Here is a 21,314-nt window from a genome sequence, read left to right as displayed (position 1 = left end):
GTTCTTACCTCCAACGGAGCTGGAGTTGATCCTACGTTCCAGGCGGCTGCGGGAGGCTCGTCAACCCAGCTTACCCAGAACTTCACTGCTTCAGGCACAATCACCCAAGGAGACGTTGTTGCCTTAAACCCCGACGGCACTGTTGCTACAGGTTTTACCGCGCCTTCAGGAACAGCGACCTATGTGTCTGTCGATAAACTTGACGCCACCCACTACGTGGTGGCATACAACGACAACTCCGCCGCGGGCAAAGCAGTTGTCTGCTCCGTATCCGGCACAACCTCCACCTGCGGCACCCCTGTTACGTTTAACTCGGCAAGCTCCCTCTACACCTCTGTTTCCGTCCTTGACTCCACCCACTTTGTGGTAAGCTATTATGACGGAGGCAACTCCAACTACGGCACTGCCATTGTGGGGCTGACAGACGGCGCCACCACCATTTCCTCCTACGGCGCGGAGAATGTGTTTAACTCGGCAACCTCCAACTACATCTCTGTCTCCGCTCTTGACGCCACCCACTTTGTGGTAAGCTACCGGGACGACGGCAACTCCAACTACGGCACTGCCATTGTGGGGTTAACCGACGGCGCCACCACCATTTCCTCGTATGGCGCGGAGAATGTGTTTAACTCGGCAACCTCCACCTGGATCTCTGTCTCCGCCCTCGACTCCACTCACTTTGTGGTAAGCTACCGGGACGAAGGCAACTCCAACTACGGCACTGCCATTGTGGGGTTAACCGACGGCGCCACCACCATTTCCTCCTATGGCGCGGAGAATGTGTTTAACTCGGCAAACTCTGCCTACATCTCTGTTTCCGCCCTTGACTCCACCCACTTTGTGGTAAGCTATTATGACGCCGGCAACTCCAACTACGGCACTGCCATTGTGGGACTGACAGACGGCGCTACTACCATTTCCTCGTATGGAGCTGAAAATGTGTTTAACTCGGCAACCTCCCAACACATCTCTGTCTCCGCCCTTGACTCCACTCACTTTGTGGTAAGCTATCAGGACACAGGGAGCTCTTCAATCGTCGCGGCTAACGTCGGCCTGATCTCCGCCACCACCATTTCCTCCTACGGCGCGGAAAACTTTCTTACCCCGCGGCACATGGTAGTAGGAATTGCCAGCGCAAGCAAAACCAACGGCCAAACCGTATCTGTTATTATCGCGGGAGTCTCCGCTATCCACTCCGGACTCGTAGTAGGCGCTTCCTACTATGCCGTCGCAGACGGAAGCATGAGTCAAGCCCCTGCTACCGGTACCTACCGCATCGGCATCGCCATATCTTCCACCTCCCTGCTCATTAACAGCAACAGAGACAACGGCACACAGTTCTTCGGAGACCTTGCCGAAGAGTATCTGGTGGAAGGAGACGGAGAACCTGGAGACATCGTGTCAATATCCAGTACCAGCACAGAACAAAACCCCGCGGTCGTTAAATCAACCTCTGCTTACCAAACAAACATCATCGGCATTATCTCCACCAACCCCGCCATTGTCATAGGCCAGCTTCAGCAAGGCAACCATCAGCCCGTTGCCCTAACAGGACGCGTGCCAGTCAAGGTAACCATGGAGAACGGTTCCATACAGGCAGGGGACTATCTTACCTCTTCCTCAATACCAGGAGTAGCAATGAAAGCCACTAAGCCAGGAGTAGTCATTGGCAGAGCGCTAGAATCTTTTGATTGCTCCATGGCTCTACCAACAATGAAGCAATGTAGCAATGCAACAATGGAGCAATGCAACAATGAAACAATGAAACAATGCAACAATGAAACAGTCGGCGCAATCCTTGTCTTTGTGAGCGTGGGGTTTGCGGATCCATATGGAGCGCTTACGCTAAACTCGCTAGGCACGGTAGGCACAGCTTCAAACTCCCCAGCTTCTACTTCAGTGATTGATTACATTATTAGCGACATTCAAGCAGGTCTGCGTAAGCTAGGCGTGTATATTCAAGAGGGGATTTTGCAGGTGAAGGAAATTGTGGCGGATAGGGTGACTGCGGATACCGTAATTGGGGATACTTTATGCGCGGGCAATACATGTATTAACCAAGATCAGTTGCAGCAACTATTACATGATCACCAACTATTACAGCAGTTATTACAGAAACAGGCCGCTGCTACGAATTAAATGAGTTAGGTTAAAATAACCCTCGCTTTATAGCGAGGGTTATTCGGTTGCAGGGTTCGTTGTAGAAGTCAGTCTTGCGCAAAACCTGCCCTATCCTAGGGTCGTCTGACGACCCTAGGATAGGGCTACAGCTATTGCAATAAGGTCATTTTTCTGATATAATCATTAGACAAGGAGCCAATCTGCCTTTGGGCGGATTTTTCTTTTGTATATATTGCGGACTTGCGCGTTTGAGTGCAGTTCTAGGCGCGGGTGAGTACTGGAGTAAGCCGTATATAGTATACGGCGTCGAGGAACGGAGCCCGCAACAACGAAATGCGCCAAACGCGCAAGTCCTAATTTTATGTCTCAAATTAGAAATGTAGCTATCATAGCCCACGTAGATCACGGCAAAACCACTTTAGTGGATGCTTTGCTGCGCCAATCAAAAACTCATCTGGAGAAAGAAGTAGCGCAGAACGAGCTCATAATGGATAGCAACGAGCTTGAGCGCGAGCGTGGAATTACTATTTTTTCTAAGAACGCATCGGTAATATGGAATCCTTCCGCCGACGCTAAAGCTTTGGCGGACGAGCCGACGGGTAAAATAAAAATAAATATTATTGATACCCCAGGCCACGCCGACTTCGGCGGTGAGGTTGAGCGCGTGTTGAAAATGGCTGACGGATGTCTGTTGCTTGTTGATGCCAAGGAAGGTCCGATGCCGCAAACACGTTTTGTTTTGAAAAAGGCGCTGGAAATGAAGCATAAGATTATCGTGGTAATAAACAAAATTGACCGTCCGGACGCTCGAGTAAATCACGTACTGGACAAAACGTTCGATCTGTTCGTTGAGCTTGGCGCTGATGACGCGACTTTGGATTTTCCAGTGCTATATGTTTCCGCAAAACTTGGCAAAGCCGGAAATGAAAATAACCTTGAGGCAATGCAAGACATTAAGCCTGTTTTTGATGCGATTGAAAAACACATTCCAGCTCCGGGTGGAGACCCAGAAAGTCCTCTTCAAATGTTGGCGGTAAATATTACGAGCGACCCTTTCCGCGGGCGTATTGCTATCGGCCGCGTCTATAACGGCACAATTAGCGCGGGGCAAGAAGTGTCGCATATTAACCACTTGGGAGAAATAAAGAAATACAAGCTTACAAGCTTGATGACTTTCGTTGGACTTGGCCGTGTAGAAGCAGCGAGCGTTGAGGCGGGAGATATAGCGGCAATTTCAGGAATTCAGGAGATTAATATCGGCGAAACAATCGCCTCTGTTGAAAACCCTACTGCGCTTCCTTTGTTAAAAATTGACGAGCCAACAGTGAAGATGACTTTTTCCATAAACTCTTCGCCATTTGCGGGAAAGGAAGGCGAGTACAGCACGTCACGCCAAATCCGCGATCGTCTTTACAAGGAGCTTGAAACAGATATGGCTTTGCGCATTGAAGATATAAATGGCGGATGGATTGCTTCAGGCCGTGGAGAGCTTCACCTCGCTATTCTTATCGAGCGCATGCGCCGCGAAGGATATGAGTTTCAAGTATCACGCCCGCAGGTTATTGAAAAAGAAATTGACGGGCCCCTTTTGCCAGATGGCTCCAGCGGGCCGAAGCAAAAAATGGAGCCGTACGAGCTGTTGTTTATTGATGTTCCTGAACCATATGGCGGCGTTATTATTCAGAAATTAGGCAGCCGCCAAGGTCAGCTTATAAACATGAAAACAGATAATGGCGTAACGAACTTCGAGTTCCGTGTGCCAACAGCGAGCTTGTTTGGTTATCGCAACGAATTTTTAACTGATACGCGCGGGCTTGGGATTATCAACACTTTGTTCGATGCCTACCACCCAAAGGGTGGCAAGGTTTTGGAGCGCGAACACGGTTCACTTGTAGCGCACGAAACAGGCACAACGCGCTTGTATGGCTTGCTAAACGTGCAAGATCGTGGAACGCTTTTTGTCGGACCTGGCCAGGAAGTATATAAGGGGCAAGTTGTCGGGCAGAATAGCAGAGGTGACGATATTGCTGTTAACGTGTGCAAAGAAAAACAGCTTTCCAACATGCGCTCAAAGGGTGAAGGCGTGTCCGAGCACTTTGATGAGCCAAGGGTGATGACGTTGGAAGATGCGCTTGAGTATATTGGCGATGATGAGTTGGTGGAAATCACCCCACTCAATGTACGTATTCGCAAGGTTGTTCTTGATGAGGATGAGGAAAAGAGACGAAAGAAAGGAATGAAATAAGGGTTGGGGCTCTTAGCTTGGTAAACGAATTCAATTTATAATCTTTTTTGCTGAGTTTATCGTAAGAGAATGACCAATGACCAATTTCAAATGACCAATCAATGACCTAATGACTAAATGACCAAAACGTTTTTGAGATTTTGAGTATTAGGATTTGATTGGGCATTGGTCATTGGGATTTGGGGCTTACAGTCCCTGTCCTTATTAAACTTTCTGCTAATATATGGTAAGATACTGACGTTGCACACCCTGCCAATTTCAGGCGTGCTATTGGGCGGTTGCCGGAGCGGTCAATCGGGGCAGACTGTAAATCTGCTGGCTTCATGCCTACGGGAGTTCGATTCTCTCACCGCCCACGTATATAATAGCCTGGGTAGCTCAGTTGGCAGAGCGCGTCCTTGGTAAGGACGAGGTCGGCGGTTCAATCCCGCCCTCAGGCTCAAGGTAACTTGGTATTACCCCTCCCTCGGGGTTCACGCCAAGCCGTAAGATATAATTAAATGTAATCCCGCCACGCGGGATGCGGGCGGGATGATGAATTTGTAATCTCGCTTCGCTTCGAACAAATTCTATCACATATGTCACAAGATAATCTCATTAAACTCCAGTGTTCAAAGTGCAGTAATGTGAATTACTGGTCATCAAAGAACAAAAAGAAGGTAGAACGCAAGCTTGAATATATGAAGTTCTGCAAAGAATGCGGATCTCATACCAAGCACTCCGAAGGCAAGAAGAAAGGGAAATAAGCGTTTTGGTAAGTTTGTCGTCTCGAGCGTGGCGCGAGAGATCTCTCGTCGCAAAGCGCCTCGAGATGACATTTGGGTTGTTTAAGAATTAGGATATTAAAGTATTCTAATTTTATTCAAAATTCGAAATTGGAAATTCTAATTTAGTCGGGGGGCTTAGTTAAGTGGTATAACTGTGGTCTCCCCGCCTACCTTGCCTCTATGGGAGTGTCGTCCAACGGCAGGACTCTAGTCTCCAAAACTAGGTATCCAGGTTCGAGTCCTGGCACTCCCGCAAGTATGGCGGGCAGGCAAAATCACGATCGGGAGTCCGATTCTCTCAGCCCCCGCAAATACATATCTATGAAACCATTTCCAGAAATGAATACTGCAAATTCTGCTCTTCTTGTTATTGACGTTATTAATTCCAGCGCCAATGAAAAATGCGAGATTCCGGAGTGGGGTATTCATTTTTCAAAAATTAGAATGATGGTTCCTAGACTCGCTAGGTTTATTGAAGAGTATCGCAATAAAATTGGCGGGTTGATAGTGTTTACCAAAAATGTCCCTTGGACTAAAGAATATTTGGCTGAAAACATTAACAATCTCTATTCCGATTCCAGATTCGCGTATTATTCAAAAGATACTACGGGTTTTCCCGAGCAATTCTACGGAATTGAGCCCAAGGAAAACGATTTAGTAATAGTGAAGAATACCAACGATGCCATAGCAAACCCTGCTTTAGAAGAAGATCTGCAAAAAAGAGGCATCAAATATATTGTAATCGCCGGCGCTTTTACCGATGGCTGTGTGCTGGCTACGGTAGCAGGCGGCTTTTCCAAGGGTTATAACTTTGTAGTTTTAAGGGATTTAGTGGAAACTACAGACGTTCCTATTAGGCAAAATATACAAAAAGAGCTTTTGGACCATACCTTTCCTTATTTGTTTGCTCGAGTAGTTAATGCAAACGAGCTATTAGAAAGTTGGTAGATAGATTTATTATGCTATAATATATTTAGACACTAAAGGTCTTTAGTTAATGTAAATACATACATTTTATGGCAAAAGGAAATAGCGCTCCGCGCAGAGAAAAGAAAAAGCCAAAGAAATCAAAGAAGAAGTAATTCTTTGATTTCTTAAGCCCTGTTTCAAATAGGGCTTTTTCTTTGGCGGCGGGCAATAATCTGACAAGGAGTGGGTGATGGACAAAAAAATGACATACGCTGGTGTTGGTGTTGACTACGAGGCCATGGATCCATTTAAGCGAATGGCGCAACTCGCGGCGCGCGAAACCGCAGGTAATATTAGTCGATTCAATAATGGAGAGTTTAAGGAAGTACGAACGAGCAGGGGAGAAAGCGTTTATCTTATTGAGACAGAAGACAGTTATCTCGCTCATGTCGAAGAAGGACTTGGTACAAAGAGTCTCATTGCTGACGCAATGCATCGTCTTACGGGGAAGTATTATTACGGTAATATCGCGCAATGCAATGTGGCAATGATTGTTAATGATATGGTTACACTTGGCGCGTTGCCTCTTTCAGTAGCTATGCATCTTGCTGTCGGCGATTCAAGTTGGTTTGATGACGAGAGGCGATGCATGGATCTTATCGAGGGACACAAGAAGGCTTGCGACTTAGCTCGTTGTACGTGGGGCGGAGGGGAAACTCCTACTCTTAAAGACATTATCATTCCAGGAACTTTTGTTTTATCTGGCTCGGCAATAGGTATCATTAAGCCAAAAAAGCGATTGATCGCAACAAGTAATATCCAGCATGGCGATGCAATTATTATGATCGAGAGCTCGGGGATACATGCTAACGGCCTTACTATGGCTCGAAAGATTGCTGATAGGTTGCCGGACGGTTACCTCACTCAACTTAGTGATGGACGAACCTATGGAGATGCGCTTCTAGACCCTACTTGCATCTATACCCCATTGGTAGAAGATTGCCTAAATCGAGGCGTGAATATTCATTACGCTGTAAACATTACAGGTCATGGTTGGCGCAAGCTCATGCGCGCAACGCAACCTTTTGCCTATATTATTGAATCTTTGCCCAAGCAACTGCCGATTTTTGATTTTTTACAAAAGCAGGGTCCTATAGATGATCAGGAAGCCTACGGCAACTTCAATATGGGAGCAGGTTTTGCCATTTATGTACCAGAAGCAGACGTGAAGAAAGTTTTGGATGTACTCGAAGGATATTCGTATCCTAATAGGTTTGGCGCGTGTTATGCCGGACATATCGAGCGAAGCGACGAGAAGAAGGTAGTCATAAGACCAAAGATGCTAGAGTATTCTTCGGCGGCTCTCGATGTTCGATAATATATTTGATAATCTTAATGAAGTTTTTAATGGAGGAGATAAAATGCGGCCAAAGCTTTATCTAGCTGGTCCCGAGGTGTTTCTTCCCAACGCGGTTGAGAATGCTGAAATTCAGCGCCAACTATGCCGTAAGTACGGTTTTACGCCTCTTCATCCGATGGATAACAACTCCGGCATAGATTTTAATGGCGGCATGGACACCGCGATGAAAATTTATCGCGGCGACATTCAGCAGATTCAGCAATGCCATTTCGTGGTCGCGAACTGCAACTCGTTCCGTGGCGTGTGCATGGACGATGGCACGGCTTACGAGCTTGGCTATGGGAATGCCCTGGGCAAGCCTTCGTACGGATATATTCGCGATTTAAGAGGGCTAGTTGAGCGGACGCTTGCGGGATATCAATGCAAGCCATTTGAAGGCGGCGTGTACGTTGACCGTGACGGATACATTGTCGTCGATGATTTTGGAACATCGATTAACCTAATGATGCAGTGTGGCATGATGTTTGGGGGCGGGGTATTGGTAGAAGGGGATTTTGAGGCTTGCCTTAAAGTGATGCGAGCGGATATCGATTCCGGCCGATTTATATGCAAGGTAAATGGCCAGGATATTAGCTTTGTGTTAAAGCCAGACCCAGATCTTCCCAAAGTAGTTTTACCAGAATTTACTTTTTAATATTATTGGCTCCGAGTAACTTCGGAGCCTTTTTAACGATTTAGGTTATGGGAACTTGCCTCTACAGGCAATTTATTAGATAATTATGACAGTGCGGGGCGTGGCTGTACTAGCACTAAACAACCCAAACATAGGCCGCTCTTGACGATTTAACTCAATCTTGCTAATCTTTCAATATACTTTATATGAACAAAGACGTAATTAGAAAGGAGGGTATTGTAATTGAAGCGCTTCCCAACACGACATTTCGTGTACAGATAAGCGAAGAAGGAAAGCCAGAAATTCTAGCCCATCTTTCGGGGAAGATGCGTGTGAATTTTATTCGCATTTTGCCCGGTGATCACGTAACCGTTGAGATGAGCCCCTACGATCTTACGAAGGGGCGCATTGTTTATCGTCAGAAGTAATTTTAGCAATTAAGTTAACTTGCTTTCCGCGTGTTTCCGCGTTAAGTCTGCGTTATTTCGCGAGTCTAATTAGAGCATTGCTATAATTAGATTAAAAACTATGAAAGTACGAGCATCCGTAAAAACAATGTGTAGATCGTGTAAAATAGTCCGCCGCAGAGGTGTGATTTTTGTTATATGCAAGACTACTCCGAAGCATAAACAGCGACAGGGATAAAGTAAAATGCAAAATGTCAAAGTCTAAATTTCAAATGTCAAATCAAGTTCAAATGATCAATATCAAAATTTTAAACTTTAGATTTTGACATTCATTTGTAATTTGACATTTGGATTTTGAAATTTAAATTATTGTTATGCCACGTATAGCAGGAGTTGAAATACCAGAGAATAAGCGTATAGAGGTATCATTGACCTATATTTTTGGCGTTGGTCCGACTTTGAGTAAAAAACTTTTAGCCCAAGCCAAAATTAGTCCTGACCGCCGAGCCAAAGAGCTTACGGCTGAGGAGGTCAATGTCTTGCGTAATTTAATGGAAGTATATAAGATTGAGGGTGATTTGCGCAGAGAGATCTCGGGAAATGTTAAACGTTTGAAGGATATCGGAGCTTATCGTGGAACAAGACACGCAAAAGGTTTGCCGACACGCGGCCAGCGCACCAGAACCAACTCACGCACCGTGCGTGGCAACGTTCGCAAGACCATGGGTTCGGGCCGCAAGCCGTCAGCGAGCCCAACATAATAATAAAATGACTAATGCTAACTGACGACAGCATACCGTCTACCGCATACCGACAACCGTACACATGTTACTGTCAATCGTCGTTAAGCGGTTTGCGGTAGACGGTCAGCAGTTAGCAAATAATAAATTATGGGTAAAAAACGCGTAGCAGGAAAACCTGAAGAAGAGGTATTAAAAGAATCGGATGAATCCGAGGCTGGCTTGGCGTCCAAAAATGCTGGAAAGAAAGTCGCCGGCATAAAAAACGGCAAAGTTTACATCAAAGCTTCTTACAACAACGTATTGATAACAATTACAGATGAGAAGGGAAGCGTGCTTTCCTGGGCTTCTTCCGGCAATCTAGGCTTTAAGGGTCCCAAAAAGGCAACGCCGTTTGCGGCATCAAAAGCAGTGGAAACTGCATTTGAGCGCTTGGGAAAAGTCGCAATTGAGCAGATCTCTGTATTAGTAAGCGGTATTGGAGGCGGCCGTGATGCAGCTCTGCGCGCAGTAACGGGTCGCGGAGTAAACGTTGTATCACTAAAAGATATTACGCCGATTGCTCATAATGGATGCAGGCCAAAGAGAGTAAGACACGTATAAATAAATCTCAAAATGCAAATCTCAAAACTCAAAATTACTTTAAGGGTTGAGATTTAAATTTTATATTTTATGCCAAAAGGCGGAGCAAGACGACAAAAATCAGAATACGGCCAGCAGTTTGCTGAAAAGCAGAAACTGCGAAATGGCTATGGGTTGCGCGAACGCCAATTCCATAACTATTTTAAGAAGGCGCAAAAGCCAGATGACGTTTTTAATCTTTTAGAAATGAGACTAGATAGCGTTGTATATCGTCTTGGTTTTGCGATGACACGCCCAATGGCCCGCCAGATGGTTGGCCATAAGCACATCACCGTAAATGGTAAAGTGTTAAATACACCATCATATCAGAGTAAAATAAACGATGTGGTGGGTATAAGGCTTGCTCATACGCAAAGGGGGATATTTATTGATTTAGACGAGCGACTCAAAAAACATCAAGCCCCCACATGGATTCGTTTAGACAAAGAGAAGAAAGAGGGGACGGTGGTTGGTCGTGCGGCAGTTGAAGAGGCGGGTATGGAGGTTAATATTCATTCAGTAATAGAGTTTTATAGTAGATAATAATGCTAAATTTTCAATTATCAATTTCCAATTTTCAACGTATAGTTGCGTGGCAACCACGTTGCTTTACGCAATCAATGACGTAACTAACTAATTTTCTCCGCCTGAGGCGGATCAGCCTATGGCTGAAAACACACGATTAGTAATTGAAACATTGTAAATTCATTGAAAATTGATTATTGAAAATTGAAAATTAAATTTATTTTTTATGCCATCTATTTCTTTACCCAAATCACCACGTGTAATGGAGCATGATAAAACTCGTGTCGGAGATACCATGCGTACAGTTGTTGAAATTGAGGATTTATACCCTGGCTTTGGCGTGACCCTTGGCAACGCTTTGCGCCGTGTTTTGCTTTCTTCAATTCCCGGTGCGGCAATTACTTCAGTAAAAATAAGCGGAGTCAATCACGAATTTTCAACCATTGAGGGCGTGCTCGAAGACGTTTTAGAAATCACCTTGAATTTGAAGGCTATCCGCATCATGCTTCACGGCGATGAGTCGCAAAGAATAACATTGAAGGTAAGGGGCAAGAAAGATGTTACGGCGGGAGACATTGAGACCCCTAGCCAAGTTGAAATAATCAACAAAGACGCGCATATAGCAACCTTGACAGACAAAAATGTTACATTAGAAATGGAAATGGAAGTGCAGGCAGGCATGGGCTACGAGAGCGTAGCGCAGCGCAAGGGCGATAAAGCTTCGGTTGGAGTTATTCCTCTGGACGCAATCTTTACTCCGGTACGCAAAGCGAACTTCGTAGTTGAGGATATGCGTGTAGGCGATCGCACGGATTATAATAGGGTTAAATTTGAGATAGAAACAGACGGTAGTATTTCACCGGAGGCGGCTTTTCAAACCGCCGTACAGGTGCTTGTCGATCAGTTTTTAACACTACTGCAAATTGAGACAAGCCAGAAATCAGCCGCCTCTAAAGAAACGGAGGAAGTAGAGGAGAGGGGGGGCGAGGAAGCTATAATGAAAATGCCAGCGTCGGAGTTGAAAATTTCTACAAGAACGAGTAATGTGCTTGAAGGGGGCGGAATTAAGACAGTGGCGGGGCTTGTAAAGAAGACCGAAGATGACTTGCTAGAAGTGGAGGGCATGGGGCAAAAAGGAGTAGATGAAATTAAGAAAGCATTGAAGAAAGTTAAATTGTCATTGAAAAGCTAACAGCTAACCGACAACCGTTTACCGACGACAGTAGTCGGTTGACGGTATGCGGTCAGCAGTAATAAATATGGCTAAGAATAAAAAGGGACGAAAAATGAGCTTGAAGAGAGATGCGCGTAGCCAACTTATTAAGAGCTTGGCGGAGTCGCTTATTTTGCATGAAAAAATAACTACAACCGAAGTGAGAGCAAAAGAAATTCGTCCTGTTGTAGAGAGATTGATAACAAGAGCTCGAACTGGTTCTGTGGCAAATCGTCGAGTTATACGTAAATTTCTTACAGCGGAAACGGCGAAGCATCTTGTAGATGTTGTAGCGCCACGCTATATGGAACGAAACGGAGGGTATACCAGAATTACGAAGCGCGAACCGCGCAAGGGAGATTCAGCCCTTCGAGCTATTATTGAATTTGTATAATAATTGACTACCGCTTACCGTCTACCGCAAACCGCTTAACGACGGTAGTCGGTAGGCGATCGGCAGTAATCAACATGAAAATCATAAAAGCAACAACTGAATCGCCGATTGTGATTGACGCAAAAGGCAAAACGCTCGGAAGGCTCGCAACTGAAGTCGCTGTTTTGCTACAAGGCAAAGATAAGGCTACCTGGATGCCAAACAAAGACGAAGGTCATGCGGTAGAAATTGAAAACGTGAAAGAAGTGGAAGTAACGGGGAAAAAAATGACAGACAAACTATATTATCATCACAGCCGTTATCCCGGTGGTTTAAAAACACGTTCATTGACAGAGCTTTGGCAGAAAGATCCGGCAGATGTTTTGAAGCGCGCAGTATATGGAATGCTTCCGAAAAATAAATTGCGAAACGACAGGATGAAGCGTTTAACTATAAAGAAATAAAGGATTATGCCAGAAACAAAGAAAACAACGCACAAAACGCCAGCTCGCATAAAGACCGCCGCAACACCAAAAGTAGCGCAGTCATTTGCGATAGAGGATGTAAAACCGTTAAAACATGAAACGGTTAAAGTTGCTCCTGCGGAAAACGAAGCGGAGGAGGCTTTTAAGACTCCAGACCGCTCTTATTATGAAGCAGTCGGCAGACGAAAGGCAGCGATTGCACGCGTCCGTCTATATGTAGAGGGTGATAAAAAGATTATGGTTAACGAGCGCGAGTTCGCAGAGTTTTTTTCTACGGAAGAATTACGTATGCTTGCAAATGGTGCATTGCGCAAAGCAAAGATAATGGATAGATTTTTTGTATCTGTTAAAACTCAGGGAGGCGGTGTGAGGGGTCAGGCAGAGGCGATGCGCCTTGGCACGGCTAGAGCGTTGGTACTGTACAACGATGAATTACGCACGCGCCTTAAGCGCGCGGGGTATTTGCGCCGCGATCCGCGCGAAGTGGAGCGTAAGAAGTTTGGATATAAGAAAGCTCGCAGAGCGCCTCAATGGCAGAAACGCTAAACTTAACTATATTATTAAAAACAACCCGCAAACTATGCGGGTTGTTTTTTGAAGCAATGAAGTAGCATTGAAACTTATTGCGTTGTCTTGTCCAGCGAGACTCCAACAAAATCATTTTTATTTACCAGTAGCAGTTCTTGGTTTTGATCATTCCACACCATGCCAGAATTTGGCGCTATTTGCTTGTAAGATACAATATTGCGGCCGTCACGCGTGTCAAGCTCGCTTATTCTAAGTGAGGTTGTGGTGCCAATGGCAAGATATTGATAAGGTGCTGACAGCCATGTTATCCATTTGATTGGCTCCGAAAGCCTCCAGATAAGTTCTACGTCATCTTTTTTATGGTTGGGTATATCATTAATGTCTTTTACCCAGTATAGATATACCTCGTTGTCTTTTTGCAAAGCGACTTTCAGCCCATCTGGAGCGGGAATGATGTTCCTAACGCCATCCGCAATTTTATCAAACGTTTGCTTTGCTTGATTAAAGCGCAGGAGTTGACCGTCGGAATGTAGAGCAAATATCATTGACGAATCGCCGATTAGGCGAAAGGCGGCACTCGGCGTGTTAAAGGTTACGGGATAGGGCGTTGAAGAGATTTGCGTTCTGTTTGACAGGGTTGCGGAATAGTGATTCATGGTATTTATTGCGCCCTCAATAGTATATATGCCATCTTGCAGCACAAGAAAATCTTTTACATCTAACACGTAATTTTCCAACCTAGCTCGTACGGGTTTAGTCGAAGTATTGGTATCTAGGTCGATATAATACAAATCTTGTTGTGTTTTTTTGGTTGTAGCAGTGTAAGAAACAATAGTTAAGAGGTGAGAATTGTCATTACTCCATTGTGTTCGGCTAAACATTCCTTTCGAAGGAAGAAGCGTAGAGAGACTGCTGGCAAATGTTATCGTTGGAGTCTCTCCAAGGTTGTCCGCAATAATATACGAGAATGCGCCGTTAGATTTTGTAAATATTAAAAGTGCTTTTTTTGCATCGTTTGACCAAACTACATCGGTAAGCACCCCGACTGAATTTGGAATATCAAGATTTAGTAGTTGATGGGTTTGGCTGTTATACGCTCCTATGTTATAAGACCTATCCTGCGCGTTGTAAGCAATTAAAGCAGCCCTACCTTTGGGTTCGGGGAAAAAACCGCTACTTACAGCATCGGATTGAATTATTGTTTGCAATGGAAATATGGGGAAAAGGGTGATTGCCGTCGCGCTGGTTATTGATCCTTCGTATACGGCTAGTTGTTTTTGCCATGTTTGATAACCGTCTTTTTTGACTTGCACTAGATAATTTTGCGGTAGCAGGTCCGTTATGAATGTAGTTCTAAATAGAAAGCTTGTAGATTCAATAAATTTTTCGTCAACATACATATTTGCGGGAAACGGACGGGCATTGATACGAAGCGCGCCCACCTTAACTATGCGGAAATGCGCGAAATCAATTCTATAGCCGTCAGCATAAAAAATTACCGGAGGAACGGAAATAAGAAAGAGTAGAACAAATGAGAGAAATAAGATGGTTCTTGCGCGTTTGGTCATAAATAATGCTCAATATGATTATGCTATAAAAAACGTCAAATTTCAATGTACTGTACACGTACACCATTTTAAGCGATTCTCCAATTTTTGCCTCACATCATTATTTCTGCTATGATTTTGATACTTATTTATGGTAGATAATATTAACGCATTTCACATACAAGGCTGCGTACCTCTAAATGGTATCGTAAGCATCGGCGGCTCCAAGAACGCGGCGACGCCGATTTTAGCTGCCACGCTTCTTACCAGTGAACCATGCCGGCTTGAGAATGTGCCACGCATTCAGGACGTGGAAAGTATGATTGAGGTTTTGCGAATGTTAGGCGCTCAAGCAACATGGCAAGATGAGCATACTATTGTTATTGAAGCAAAAGATATAAAGCCGGTTATTACCGAAGAAGCGCGCGTGCTGATGCGGCGTATGCGCTCATCGGTTTTATTCTTTGGACCCTTGCTCGCGCGTTTTGGGGAAGTGGATTTACCTTATCCCGGCGGGTGTGATATTGGCGCGCGGCCAATCGATACACATCTGAACGCCTTCCGTGATATGGGTTATGAAATACGAGAGGAAGAAAAATGGATCAAGATTTACAAGACATCCCACGAGAGGCCGAGTGAGATTATCCTTTCGGAGTTTAGTGTTACTGCAACAGAAAATATTTTAATGGCTTTGGCATTGGGCAATGGAGAATGCACGATTCATATTGCCGCGGCAGAACCGCACGTGCAAGATCTGTGCGGGTTCCTCGAAGCTATTGGCGTGGAAATAAAGGGGATTGGCTCGCATGACCTTACTGTGCGAGGTGCAAAATCTCTGCATGGCGCTAATCATAGAATTATTCCAGACCCTATTGAAACGGGAACGTTTTTGATTGCCGCCCTTGCCACAAAAGGAGACGTGCAAATTCAAAACGCGGCGCCAAAGCATCTTGCCTTGATTCTTAAACTACTTCGCGAACACGGCGCGTTGATTGAGGAAGGCGATGCAAGTTTACACGTGCGGTCGTGTGACGTAGTATCTTTGGGTCGAGTGCAGGCAATGCCATATCCTGGTATTCCAACAGATTTGCAGTCTTTGTTCGCGGTGCTTGCCACACAAACACCGGGACAAACTCTTATTCACGATCCTTTATATGAGGGACGCATGAAAGTTCTTGGTGAATTAGTAAAGTTGGGAGCAAGTGTTAAGATACTTGATGAACATCGCGCGGTTATTGAAGGTGGAGTCAAACTTTCTGGCGCAAATGTAGAGGGACACGACTTGCGCGGAACTGCCGCGCTTGTAATTGCCGCCATATGCGCGCGGGGCGAGAGCGTAGTTTATGGCGTTGAGCATATTGATAGAGGATATGAGTCTATAGATAAGAAATTGCAGGGATTGGGGGCGAAGATTGAAAGAGTATAGTACTATTTTGATATTATATCTTAAAGCTCAAATCGCAAAACGTAAAACTACAACTCAAATCTAAAAACTACGAACTACGGTATTTTTCCGCCAGAGGCGCCTGCCCGCCTCTGGCGGGGATCAGCCTCAGGCTGAAGATTTGCGATTCAGATTTTAGTTTTGCCATTTGAGATTTACATTTTGAGATTGATATGTTTTTCTCTCCAACAAGAATTGGTATAGATCTTGGCACGGCTAATAGCCTTGTTTTCGTGCCTAGGCTTGGAATTATCGCAAATGAGCCGTCGGTTGTTGCCGTATCACTTGAAGACAACACTGTTCTTGCAGTGGGGCTGGAAGCGCGGGAAATGATAGGGCGCACTCCAGAAACAATTGTGGCACACCGTCCGCTGAAGGACGGTGTTATTGCAGATTACCGCGTTACAGAAGCCATGCTGCGCTATTTTATCAATAAAGCAAGTGGTAGAGTGCGGCTATTCAAGCCAGAGGTGATGGTGTCTGTGCCCGCCGGGATTACTTCCACAGAACGGCGCGCAGTAATTCAAGCGTCACTAAAAGCAGGAGCTAAAGCTGTCTATGTGGTTAAAGAGCCAATTTTGGCTGCTATTGGTGCGGGTATACCCATTAATTCACCTGCCGGAAATATGATTGTTGATATTGGTGGCGGAACGACGGAAGTAGCAATAATTTCACTTGGCGGTATTGTGTCTGTAGCTTCAGTGCGGGTTGGAGGCGATAAAATCGATCAAACAATCACGCAGTATATGAAAGCGATATATAATCTTGCAATTGGCGAGCGCAGCGCGGAAGATATTAAAATTCGCATTGGCTCCGCGGTGCCGCAGAAAAAAGAAGAACATTATGAAGTTCGCGGGAGAGATCTTGTGACGGGTCTGCCTAGAATTGTGGACATAAAATCAAATGAAATTACTTTTGCAATATCAGAACAGATGAAAGAAATTATAAATGCTGTGAAATCTGTGCTCCGTGAAACACCACCGGAACTTTCAGCAGACGTGATGGATCGCGGCATGATTATTTCCGGAGGTGGAGCAATGCTGCGCAACATTGACGCGCTGCTTGCGGAAGCAACCGGTGTTCCCGCCTATATCGCTGAGGAACCTTTGCTCTGCGTGGTGAAAGGTACTGGCATCGCGCTTGAAAATCTTGAAATATACAAACGAAGCGTCATGGCACGCAAATAGAATCAGTTATTATCTTAAATCTCAAATGGCAAATCTCAAATCTAAATCTTAAATGTAAAATCTTCGACGTCAGATTAAAAGTTTTTCCGCCAGAGGCGCCTGCCCGCCTCTGGCGGGGATCAGCCTTTGGCTGAGAATTTTGAGATTTAGTTTTGCCATTTTAGATTTGCGTTTTAAGATAAGATAATTTATCAGATTCAGCTATGAAAATTGGTATCGACATCACCTCAGCCCTGAAATCACAGAGAACCGGAGTAGAAGAATATACTTATCAGCTCATTACTCATATGCTGGCGCTAGATAGCGCCCGCGAGCACGAGTTTTTTTTATTCTCCTCTGCAGAGGAGAATAACCCCTTCGAAGCGCCAATGTCAATCGGCGCGAAGGGGGGTAATAATTTACAGGAAGTTTCTAAAACCTTAGGGAAACTGCCACAGAATACAAGAATTGTTTATTCGCCATATCGGCCAATGTGGCATCAAATAATTTTGCCAAGCCTTGTTAACAAAATAAAACCAGATATTTTTTTTAGCCCAGCACATCCACTGCCAATCAGATGGTCATCGGTTGGGATTCCAGGCGTTGCCACCATCCATGGCGTTGAATGGGAGCGAGTTCCGTGGGCGTATTTATTCTTGCAAAGGCAGTATTTGCGTTGGACTACTAAAAAAACTATTCAAAATGCAAAAGGAATAATTGCGATTTCGGAGCATACAAAAAGGGGGATTGAGGAGTTTTTCCCGACAGAAACGCCCATTAAGATAATTCATCATGGCATGAATATGCAACAGAATACAGAATACAGAATACAGAATACAGGAGCTAAAAACATCTTATTTATCGGCCGTAAGGATAAGAGGAAGAATATTAAGGGAATCACCGAGGCGTTTCATATTTTGCGCGAGAAAACATCTATATCTTTTACCATCAACATCGTAGGCCCGCGAGGCAATGATACGTTTGCCTCAAGCTTGCAAGACCAACTTTTTAATAATGCGACACTTATTAATATCAATAGATTTATTACTGATCAGGAAAAAGAAATAATTTATCAAAATTCTGACATTTTGCTTTTCCCTTCATTCGATGAGGGCTTTGGCATGCCTATCTTGGAAGCGCAAAGCCATGGCATACCCGTGATAGCCTCGTCTTTTTTGCAAGAAATAGGAGGCGAGGGGGCGATATATTGCGACCCTGCCAGGCCAGAAAGTATCGCGGAATCTTTGCTGAAAATAATGTCAAATAAAATATTATACGGAGATATGCAAAGGAAAGCTCGCGAAAATTCTATGCGTTTTACATGGGGAAGATGCGCAGGAGAGACTTTAGAATTTATCGAACAAAAAGGTATATATTGAATCTCGGTAATTTGAGCAAAGCTCAAATTACCGAGTGCTCATAATTGCAGCTAATAGGGCTGTATTACAAAGTAACTTGCCCTCTTGGGCAATTATGGCATATGCAAATCGGCAATTTTGATATGAAGTTTACAATTTGCTTCCCCTTGAAAGACGGCAAAGTTGCCATGATCTATCGCCATAAGCAGCCATGGCTGAATCGCTGGAATGGCGCCGGAGGAAAAATTGAGCCCGGCGAAACGCCTTACGAAAGTGTTTGCCGCGAGATGATGGAGGAGACGGAAATTGATTTAACTCAAGCAAGCAGTCTACGTTACGCCGGTGTCGTGACATGGGAAGGATGGCAGAATCAACAAGCTGACAGGATTACTTCTGGAATGTTTGCGTTTGTGTCAGATCTCGCGCCTCATCAGCTAACATGGGAAGAGGATCGCGCAATAAACGAGGGAATAATAGCGTGGAAGCCAATTGACTGGGTCTGCACGATAGGCAATCCGGAAATAGCTGATAATGTGCCTCATTTTCTCTCCCACATGATTATCAGCGAAAAGCCAATGCAGTATCACTGCGTATTTGATGATGGGGATAAACTGCAAAGAGTGGATGTGCTGGATTTGCCAGAGATTTTAAAAAATACGCATCAGGGTCTTTGTTGACGCAAGCAACGTGAAAGCGATAGAGTGTGTTATATGACACCCGATAAACCATTGCGCATTGCGCTCGTTCACGATTTTTTGATTCGTTACGGTGGAGCTGAACGCGTGCTTTCGGCTATGCACTCGCTTTTTCCCAGCGCTCCTATATATACATTATTTGCCGATAAAAAAATTGCGCGTGAGCGTTTTGCGGATGCCGACGTTCGCGCGTCGTGGCTGCAGCGCCTGCCCTTGTTTGCGCACCGGCATTACAAATACTTAGCTCCTCTTTTAATTTCCGCTACAGAACAGTTTGATTTTCACGATTTTGATATTGTAATTTCTTCATCCGCTTCATTTACAAAAGGCATTATCACAAGCCCTCATACTGTGCATATTTGGTATTGTCATACCCCAACTCGTTTTTTGTGGGACTTTACTCAGCAATACGCCGCGCAAACGCAGGGGTTTGCGGGCGGTATTGGCCGTATCGCTCTTCATTTACTTCGTACGTGGGATTTTGAGGCGGCACAGCGGCCTGATTATATTATTGCCAACTCTAACGCCGTGCGCGCTCGCGTACAAAAATTTTATCGTCGCGATGCTCAAGTTATATATCCACCAGTTACAGCACCGCGTAATAATTTGCTCAATGAAGTCGATGTAAGAAGGGGCGAATATTTTCTAATCGTTTCATATCTTCAGAAATATAAAAATGTAGATATAGCCGTTGAGGCATTTTCTAAAATTGGCCTGCCATTAGTTGTAATTGGCGATGGGCCGGAGCGTGAATATCTACGAGGGATTGCCGGTAACTCCATAACATTTCTAGGCGCTCAATCAGATGCGGTAGTGCATGAGTATTTAAAGGAATGCAAGGCGTTTGTATTCCCTAGTGATGATGATTTTGGCATCGCTCCGGTTGAAGCTATGCTATATGGCAAGCCCGTGATAGCTTTACGCAGAGGCGGAGTTCAGGAATCGGTAATGGAGGGTGTGCATGGAGAGTTTTTTGACGACCCCGATTCGGCTGTGCTTGCGGACGCAGTGCGCCGACTGAATAAAAATTATCAAAATTATGACCCCGAGATAATACGCCGCAGAGCCGAGCTTTTTAGCCAAGAAAGATTTGCACAGGAACTCCGCAGATTTTTACGTGATATTTTAGCTAGCAAAATGGAAAAATGATTTTGTATTATATGTTTGGTCGGATTGCAAAGAATGATATAATTAAGTTTATGATAGTCGGTCACAAAAGAGTAATAGACTTTCTTGATGCTTCAGTAAGACACGATATGCTTTCGCAGGCATATCTTTTTGTGGGGCCAGAAGGCGTTGGCAAAAAGCATATCGCGCGCGAGTTTTCAAAATGGCTTGAGGGTAAACACAGTGATTCTTTTTTTGAATTTACTAAAAAATTATGCGTCTGCGATACCTGTGTATCGATAGACGGCGGGGATTACGCGGATGTGCGGATTTTTTCCGCGCCCCTGACCATGGAAAATGCGCGGGAAATTAAGCGCGCATGCAGGCATACGCCGTTTTTCGGTCAGTATCGCTTAATTATTATTGACGGAGCCGATTCGTTAATGCATGGGGCGGGCCAAGCATTGCTTAAAGAACTTGAGGAGCCGGCATCGCATACAATTTTTTTTCTCATAACACGCACGAGCGATTCGGTACTTCCAACTATTGCATCACGAAGTACAATTTTACGATTTCGTTTGGTACCCGAAAAAGAAATTGAGCTTCTTGAGAATGTTAAACTAAGTGAAGAGTTCATTGTCTACGGTAGGGGTAGGCCAGGTCTTTTATTTGAGCTTCAAAATAGCGAAGTTATGCGGAAACAGATAAGTGAAGCTAGAAACGAGGCAGAGTTGTTCCTTCGCGGTTCAATTGATCAGCGATTTGCTCTCGCGGAAATTGTTGGTAAAAAAGAACGTGTCGAAATTAGTGATATACTAGAGAGGTGGATTATTTTTTTTGCGCAAGCGTCTGCATTTCATGCAGTTCAATGCATCCAAGAGGCGCGCGAGGCGATTCGTGCCAACGGAAACGCACAAATTGCGCTTGAGTACGCGGGAATTAGAATAAAGAATACAGAATAAAGAATACAGGGACGCGGTTCCTGTATTCCGTATTCTCAATTCTGTATTCTTTTATATTCGCGAGTATA

General features: G+C 44.7%; 22 protein-coding genes and 3 tRNA genes. 24 read left to right on the top strand and 1 reads right to left on the bottom strand.

Going from position 1 to position 21,314, the window contains the following annotated elements:
- The 18 genes from HYV65_02900 to rpsI all read left to right on the top strand — a co-directional run.
- On the top strand, positions 1-2,139 hold a 2,139-nt coding region (locus HYV65_02900), incomplete at its 5' end, for a hypothetical protein (protein ID MBI2463156.1).
- Positions 2,140-2,482: 343 nt separating this feature from the next.
- Complete coding sequence (gene typA / locus HYV65_02895) at positions 2,483-4,366, top strand: translational GTPase TypA (GenBank protein MBI2463155.1); 1,884 nt, start codon at positions 2,483-2,485, stop codon at positions 4,364-4,366.
- 272 nt (positions 4,367-4,638) lie between these two features.
- Positions 4,639-4,722, top strand: a tRNA-Tyr gene (locus HYV65_02890).
- Positions 4,723-4,733: 11 nt separating this feature from the next.
- A tRNA-Thr gene (locus HYV65_02885) sits at positions 4,734-4,806 on the top strand.
- 138 nt (positions 4,807-4,944) lie between these two features.
- On the top strand, positions 4,945-5,112 hold the full coding sequence (gene rpmG / locus HYV65_02880; protein ID MBI2463154.1) for a 50S ribosomal protein L33: 168 nt from the start codon (positions 4,945-4,947) through the stop codon (positions 5,110-5,112).
- Between the two features lie 203 nt (positions 5,113-5,315).
- Positions 5,316-5,386 (top strand) — tRNA-Trp (locus HYV65_02875).
- 68 nt (positions 5,387-5,454) lie between these two features.
- Positions 5,455-6,081, top strand: coding sequence for a cysteine hydrolase family protein (locus HYV65_02870; protein MBI2463153.1), 627 nt, complete (start codon positions 5,455-5,457; stop codon positions 6,079-6,081).
- A gap of 211 nt (positions 6,082-6,292) precedes the next feature.
- Positions 6,293-7,420, top strand: coding sequence for a phosphoribosylformylglycinamidine cyclo-ligase (locus HYV65_02865; protein ID MBI2463152.1), 1,128 nt, complete (start codon positions 6,293-6,295; stop codon positions 7,418-7,420).
- On the top strand, positions 7,410-8,096 hold the full coding sequence (locus tag HYV65_02860; protein ID MBI2463151.1) for a nucleoside 2-deoxyribosyltransferase: 687 nt from the start codon (positions 7,410-7,412) through the stop codon (positions 8,094-8,096). Before HYV65_02865 ends, HYV65_02860 begins: the two co-directional genes overlap by 11 nt.
- 185 nt (positions 8,097-8,281) lie before the next feature.
- Positions 8,282-8,503 (top strand): translation initiation factor IF-1, encoded by a 222-nt coding sequence (gene infA, locus HYV65_02855; protein MBI2463150.1) that lies wholly within the window; start codon positions 8,282-8,284, stop codon positions 8,501-8,503.
- A 100-nt stretch (positions 8,504-8,603) separates the two neighbouring features.
- The gene (rpmJ, locus tag HYV65_02850) at positions 8,604-8,720 is read left to right on the top strand and encodes a 50S ribosomal protein L36 (GenBank protein ID MBI2463149.1); all 117 of its coding nucleotides are present in this window, start codon (positions 8,604-8,606) and stop codon (positions 8,718-8,720) included.
- A gap of 136 nt (positions 8,721-8,856) precedes the next feature.
- Positions 8,857-9,243 (top strand): 30S ribosomal protein S13, encoded by a 387-nt coding sequence (gene rpsM / locus HYV65_02845; protein MBI2463148.1) that lies wholly within the window; start codon positions 8,857-8,859, stop codon positions 9,241-9,243.
- 129 nt (positions 9,244-9,372) lie between these two features.
- On the top strand, positions 9,373-9,825 hold the full coding sequence (gene rpsK, locus HYV65_02840; GenBank protein MBI2463147.1) for a 30S ribosomal protein S11: 453 nt from the start codon (positions 9,373-9,375) through the stop codon (positions 9,823-9,825).
- Positions 9,826-9,894: 69 nt separating this feature from the next.
- The gene (gene rpsD, locus HYV65_02835; GenBank protein ID MBI2463146.1) at positions 9,895-10,386 is read left to right on the top strand and encodes a 30S ribosomal protein S4; all 492 of its coding nucleotides are present in this window, start codon (positions 9,895-9,897) and stop codon (positions 10,384-10,386) included.
- Positions 10,387-10,594: 208 nt separating this feature from the next.
- Positions 10,595-11,560 (top strand): DNA-directed RNA polymerase subunit alpha, encoded by a 966-nt coding sequence (locus HYV65_02830; protein ID MBI2463145.1) that lies wholly within the window; start codon positions 10,595-10,597, stop codon positions 11,558-11,560.
- A 67-nt stretch (positions 11,561-11,627) separates the two neighbouring features.
- Positions 11,628-11,975: a 50S ribosomal protein L17 gene (gene rplQ / locus HYV65_02825; protein ID MBI2463144.1), complete on the top strand. Its 348-nt coding sequence runs from the start codon at positions 11,628-11,630 to the stop codon at positions 11,973-11,975.
- Positions 11,976-12,049: 74 nt separating this feature from the next.
- Positions 12,050-12,418: a 50S ribosomal protein L13 gene (gene rplM / locus HYV65_02820; GenBank protein ID MBI2463143.1), complete on the top strand. Its 369-nt coding sequence runs from the start codon at positions 12,050-12,052 to the stop codon at positions 12,416-12,418.
- Positions 12,419-12,424: 6 nt separating this feature from the next.
- The gene (gene rpsI, locus HYV65_02815) at positions 12,425-12,985 is read left to right on the top strand and encodes a 30S ribosomal protein S9 (GenBank protein MBI2463142.1); all 561 of its coding nucleotides are present in this window, start codon (positions 12,425-12,427) and stop codon (positions 12,983-12,985) included.
- Positions 12,986-13,059: 74 nt separating this feature from the next.
- Here rpsI and HYV65_02810 read toward each other — a convergent pair whose 3' ends face one another.
- Positions 13,060-14,535, bottom strand: coding sequence for a hypothetical protein (locus HYV65_02810; GenBank protein ID MBI2463141.1), 1,476 nt, complete (start codon positions 14,533-14,535; stop codon positions 13,060-13,062).
- Positions 14,536-14,665: 130 nt separating this feature from the next.
- On the opposite strand from HYV65_02810, the gene murA reads away from it, so the two are divergent.
- The 6 genes from murA to HYV65_02780 all read left to right on the top strand — a co-directional run bounded on the left by murA (position 14,666) and on the right by HYV65_02780 (position 21,246).
- Positions 14,666-15,940 (top strand): UDP-N-acetylglucosamine 1-carboxyvinyltransferase, encoded by a 1,275-nt coding sequence (gene murA / locus HYV65_02805; GenBank protein ID MBI2463140.1) that lies wholly within the window; start codon positions 14,666-14,668, stop codon positions 15,938-15,940.
- A 191-nt stretch (positions 15,941-16,131) separates the two neighbouring features.
- The gene (locus HYV65_02800) at positions 16,132-17,145 is read left to right on the top strand and encodes a rod shape-determining protein (protein ID MBI2463139.1); all 1,014 of its coding nucleotides are present in this window, start codon (positions 16,132-16,134) and stop codon (positions 17,143-17,145) included.
- A 203-nt stretch (positions 17,146-17,348) separates the two neighbouring features.
- Entirely contained in the window at positions 17,349-18,503 is a 1,155-nt protein-coding gene (locus HYV65_02795; GenBank protein MBI2463138.1) for a glycosyltransferase family 4 protein, read from the top strand.
- Positions 18,504-18,604: 101 nt separating this feature from the next.
- Positions 18,605-19,159 (top strand): NUDIX domain-containing protein, encoded by a 555-nt coding sequence (locus tag HYV65_02790; GenBank protein MBI2463137.1) that lies wholly within the window; start codon positions 18,605-18,607, stop codon positions 19,157-19,159.
- Positions 19,160-19,192: 33 nt separating this feature from the next.
- Positions 19,193-20,326: a glycosyltransferase gene (locus HYV65_02785; GenBank protein ID MBI2463136.1), complete on the top strand. Its 1,134-nt coding sequence runs from the start codon at positions 19,193-19,195 to the stop codon at positions 20,324-20,326.
- Positions 20,327-20,337: 11 nt separating this feature from the next.
- Entirely contained in the window at positions 20,338-21,246 is a 909-nt protein-coding gene (locus HYV65_02780) for a hypothetical protein (GenBank protein MBI2463135.1), read from the top strand.
- Positions 21,247-21,314 lie beyond the last annotated feature (68 nt).

The organism is Candidatus Spechtbacteria bacterium (assembly GCA_016188605.1).
Classification (GTDB): domain Bacteria; phylum Patescibacteriota; class Minisyncoccia; order Spechtbacterales; family JACPHP01; genus JACPHP01.
The sequence above is the reverse complement of the archived record's forward strand: the minus strand, read 5'-3'. Positions and strand labels throughout refer to the sequence as shown.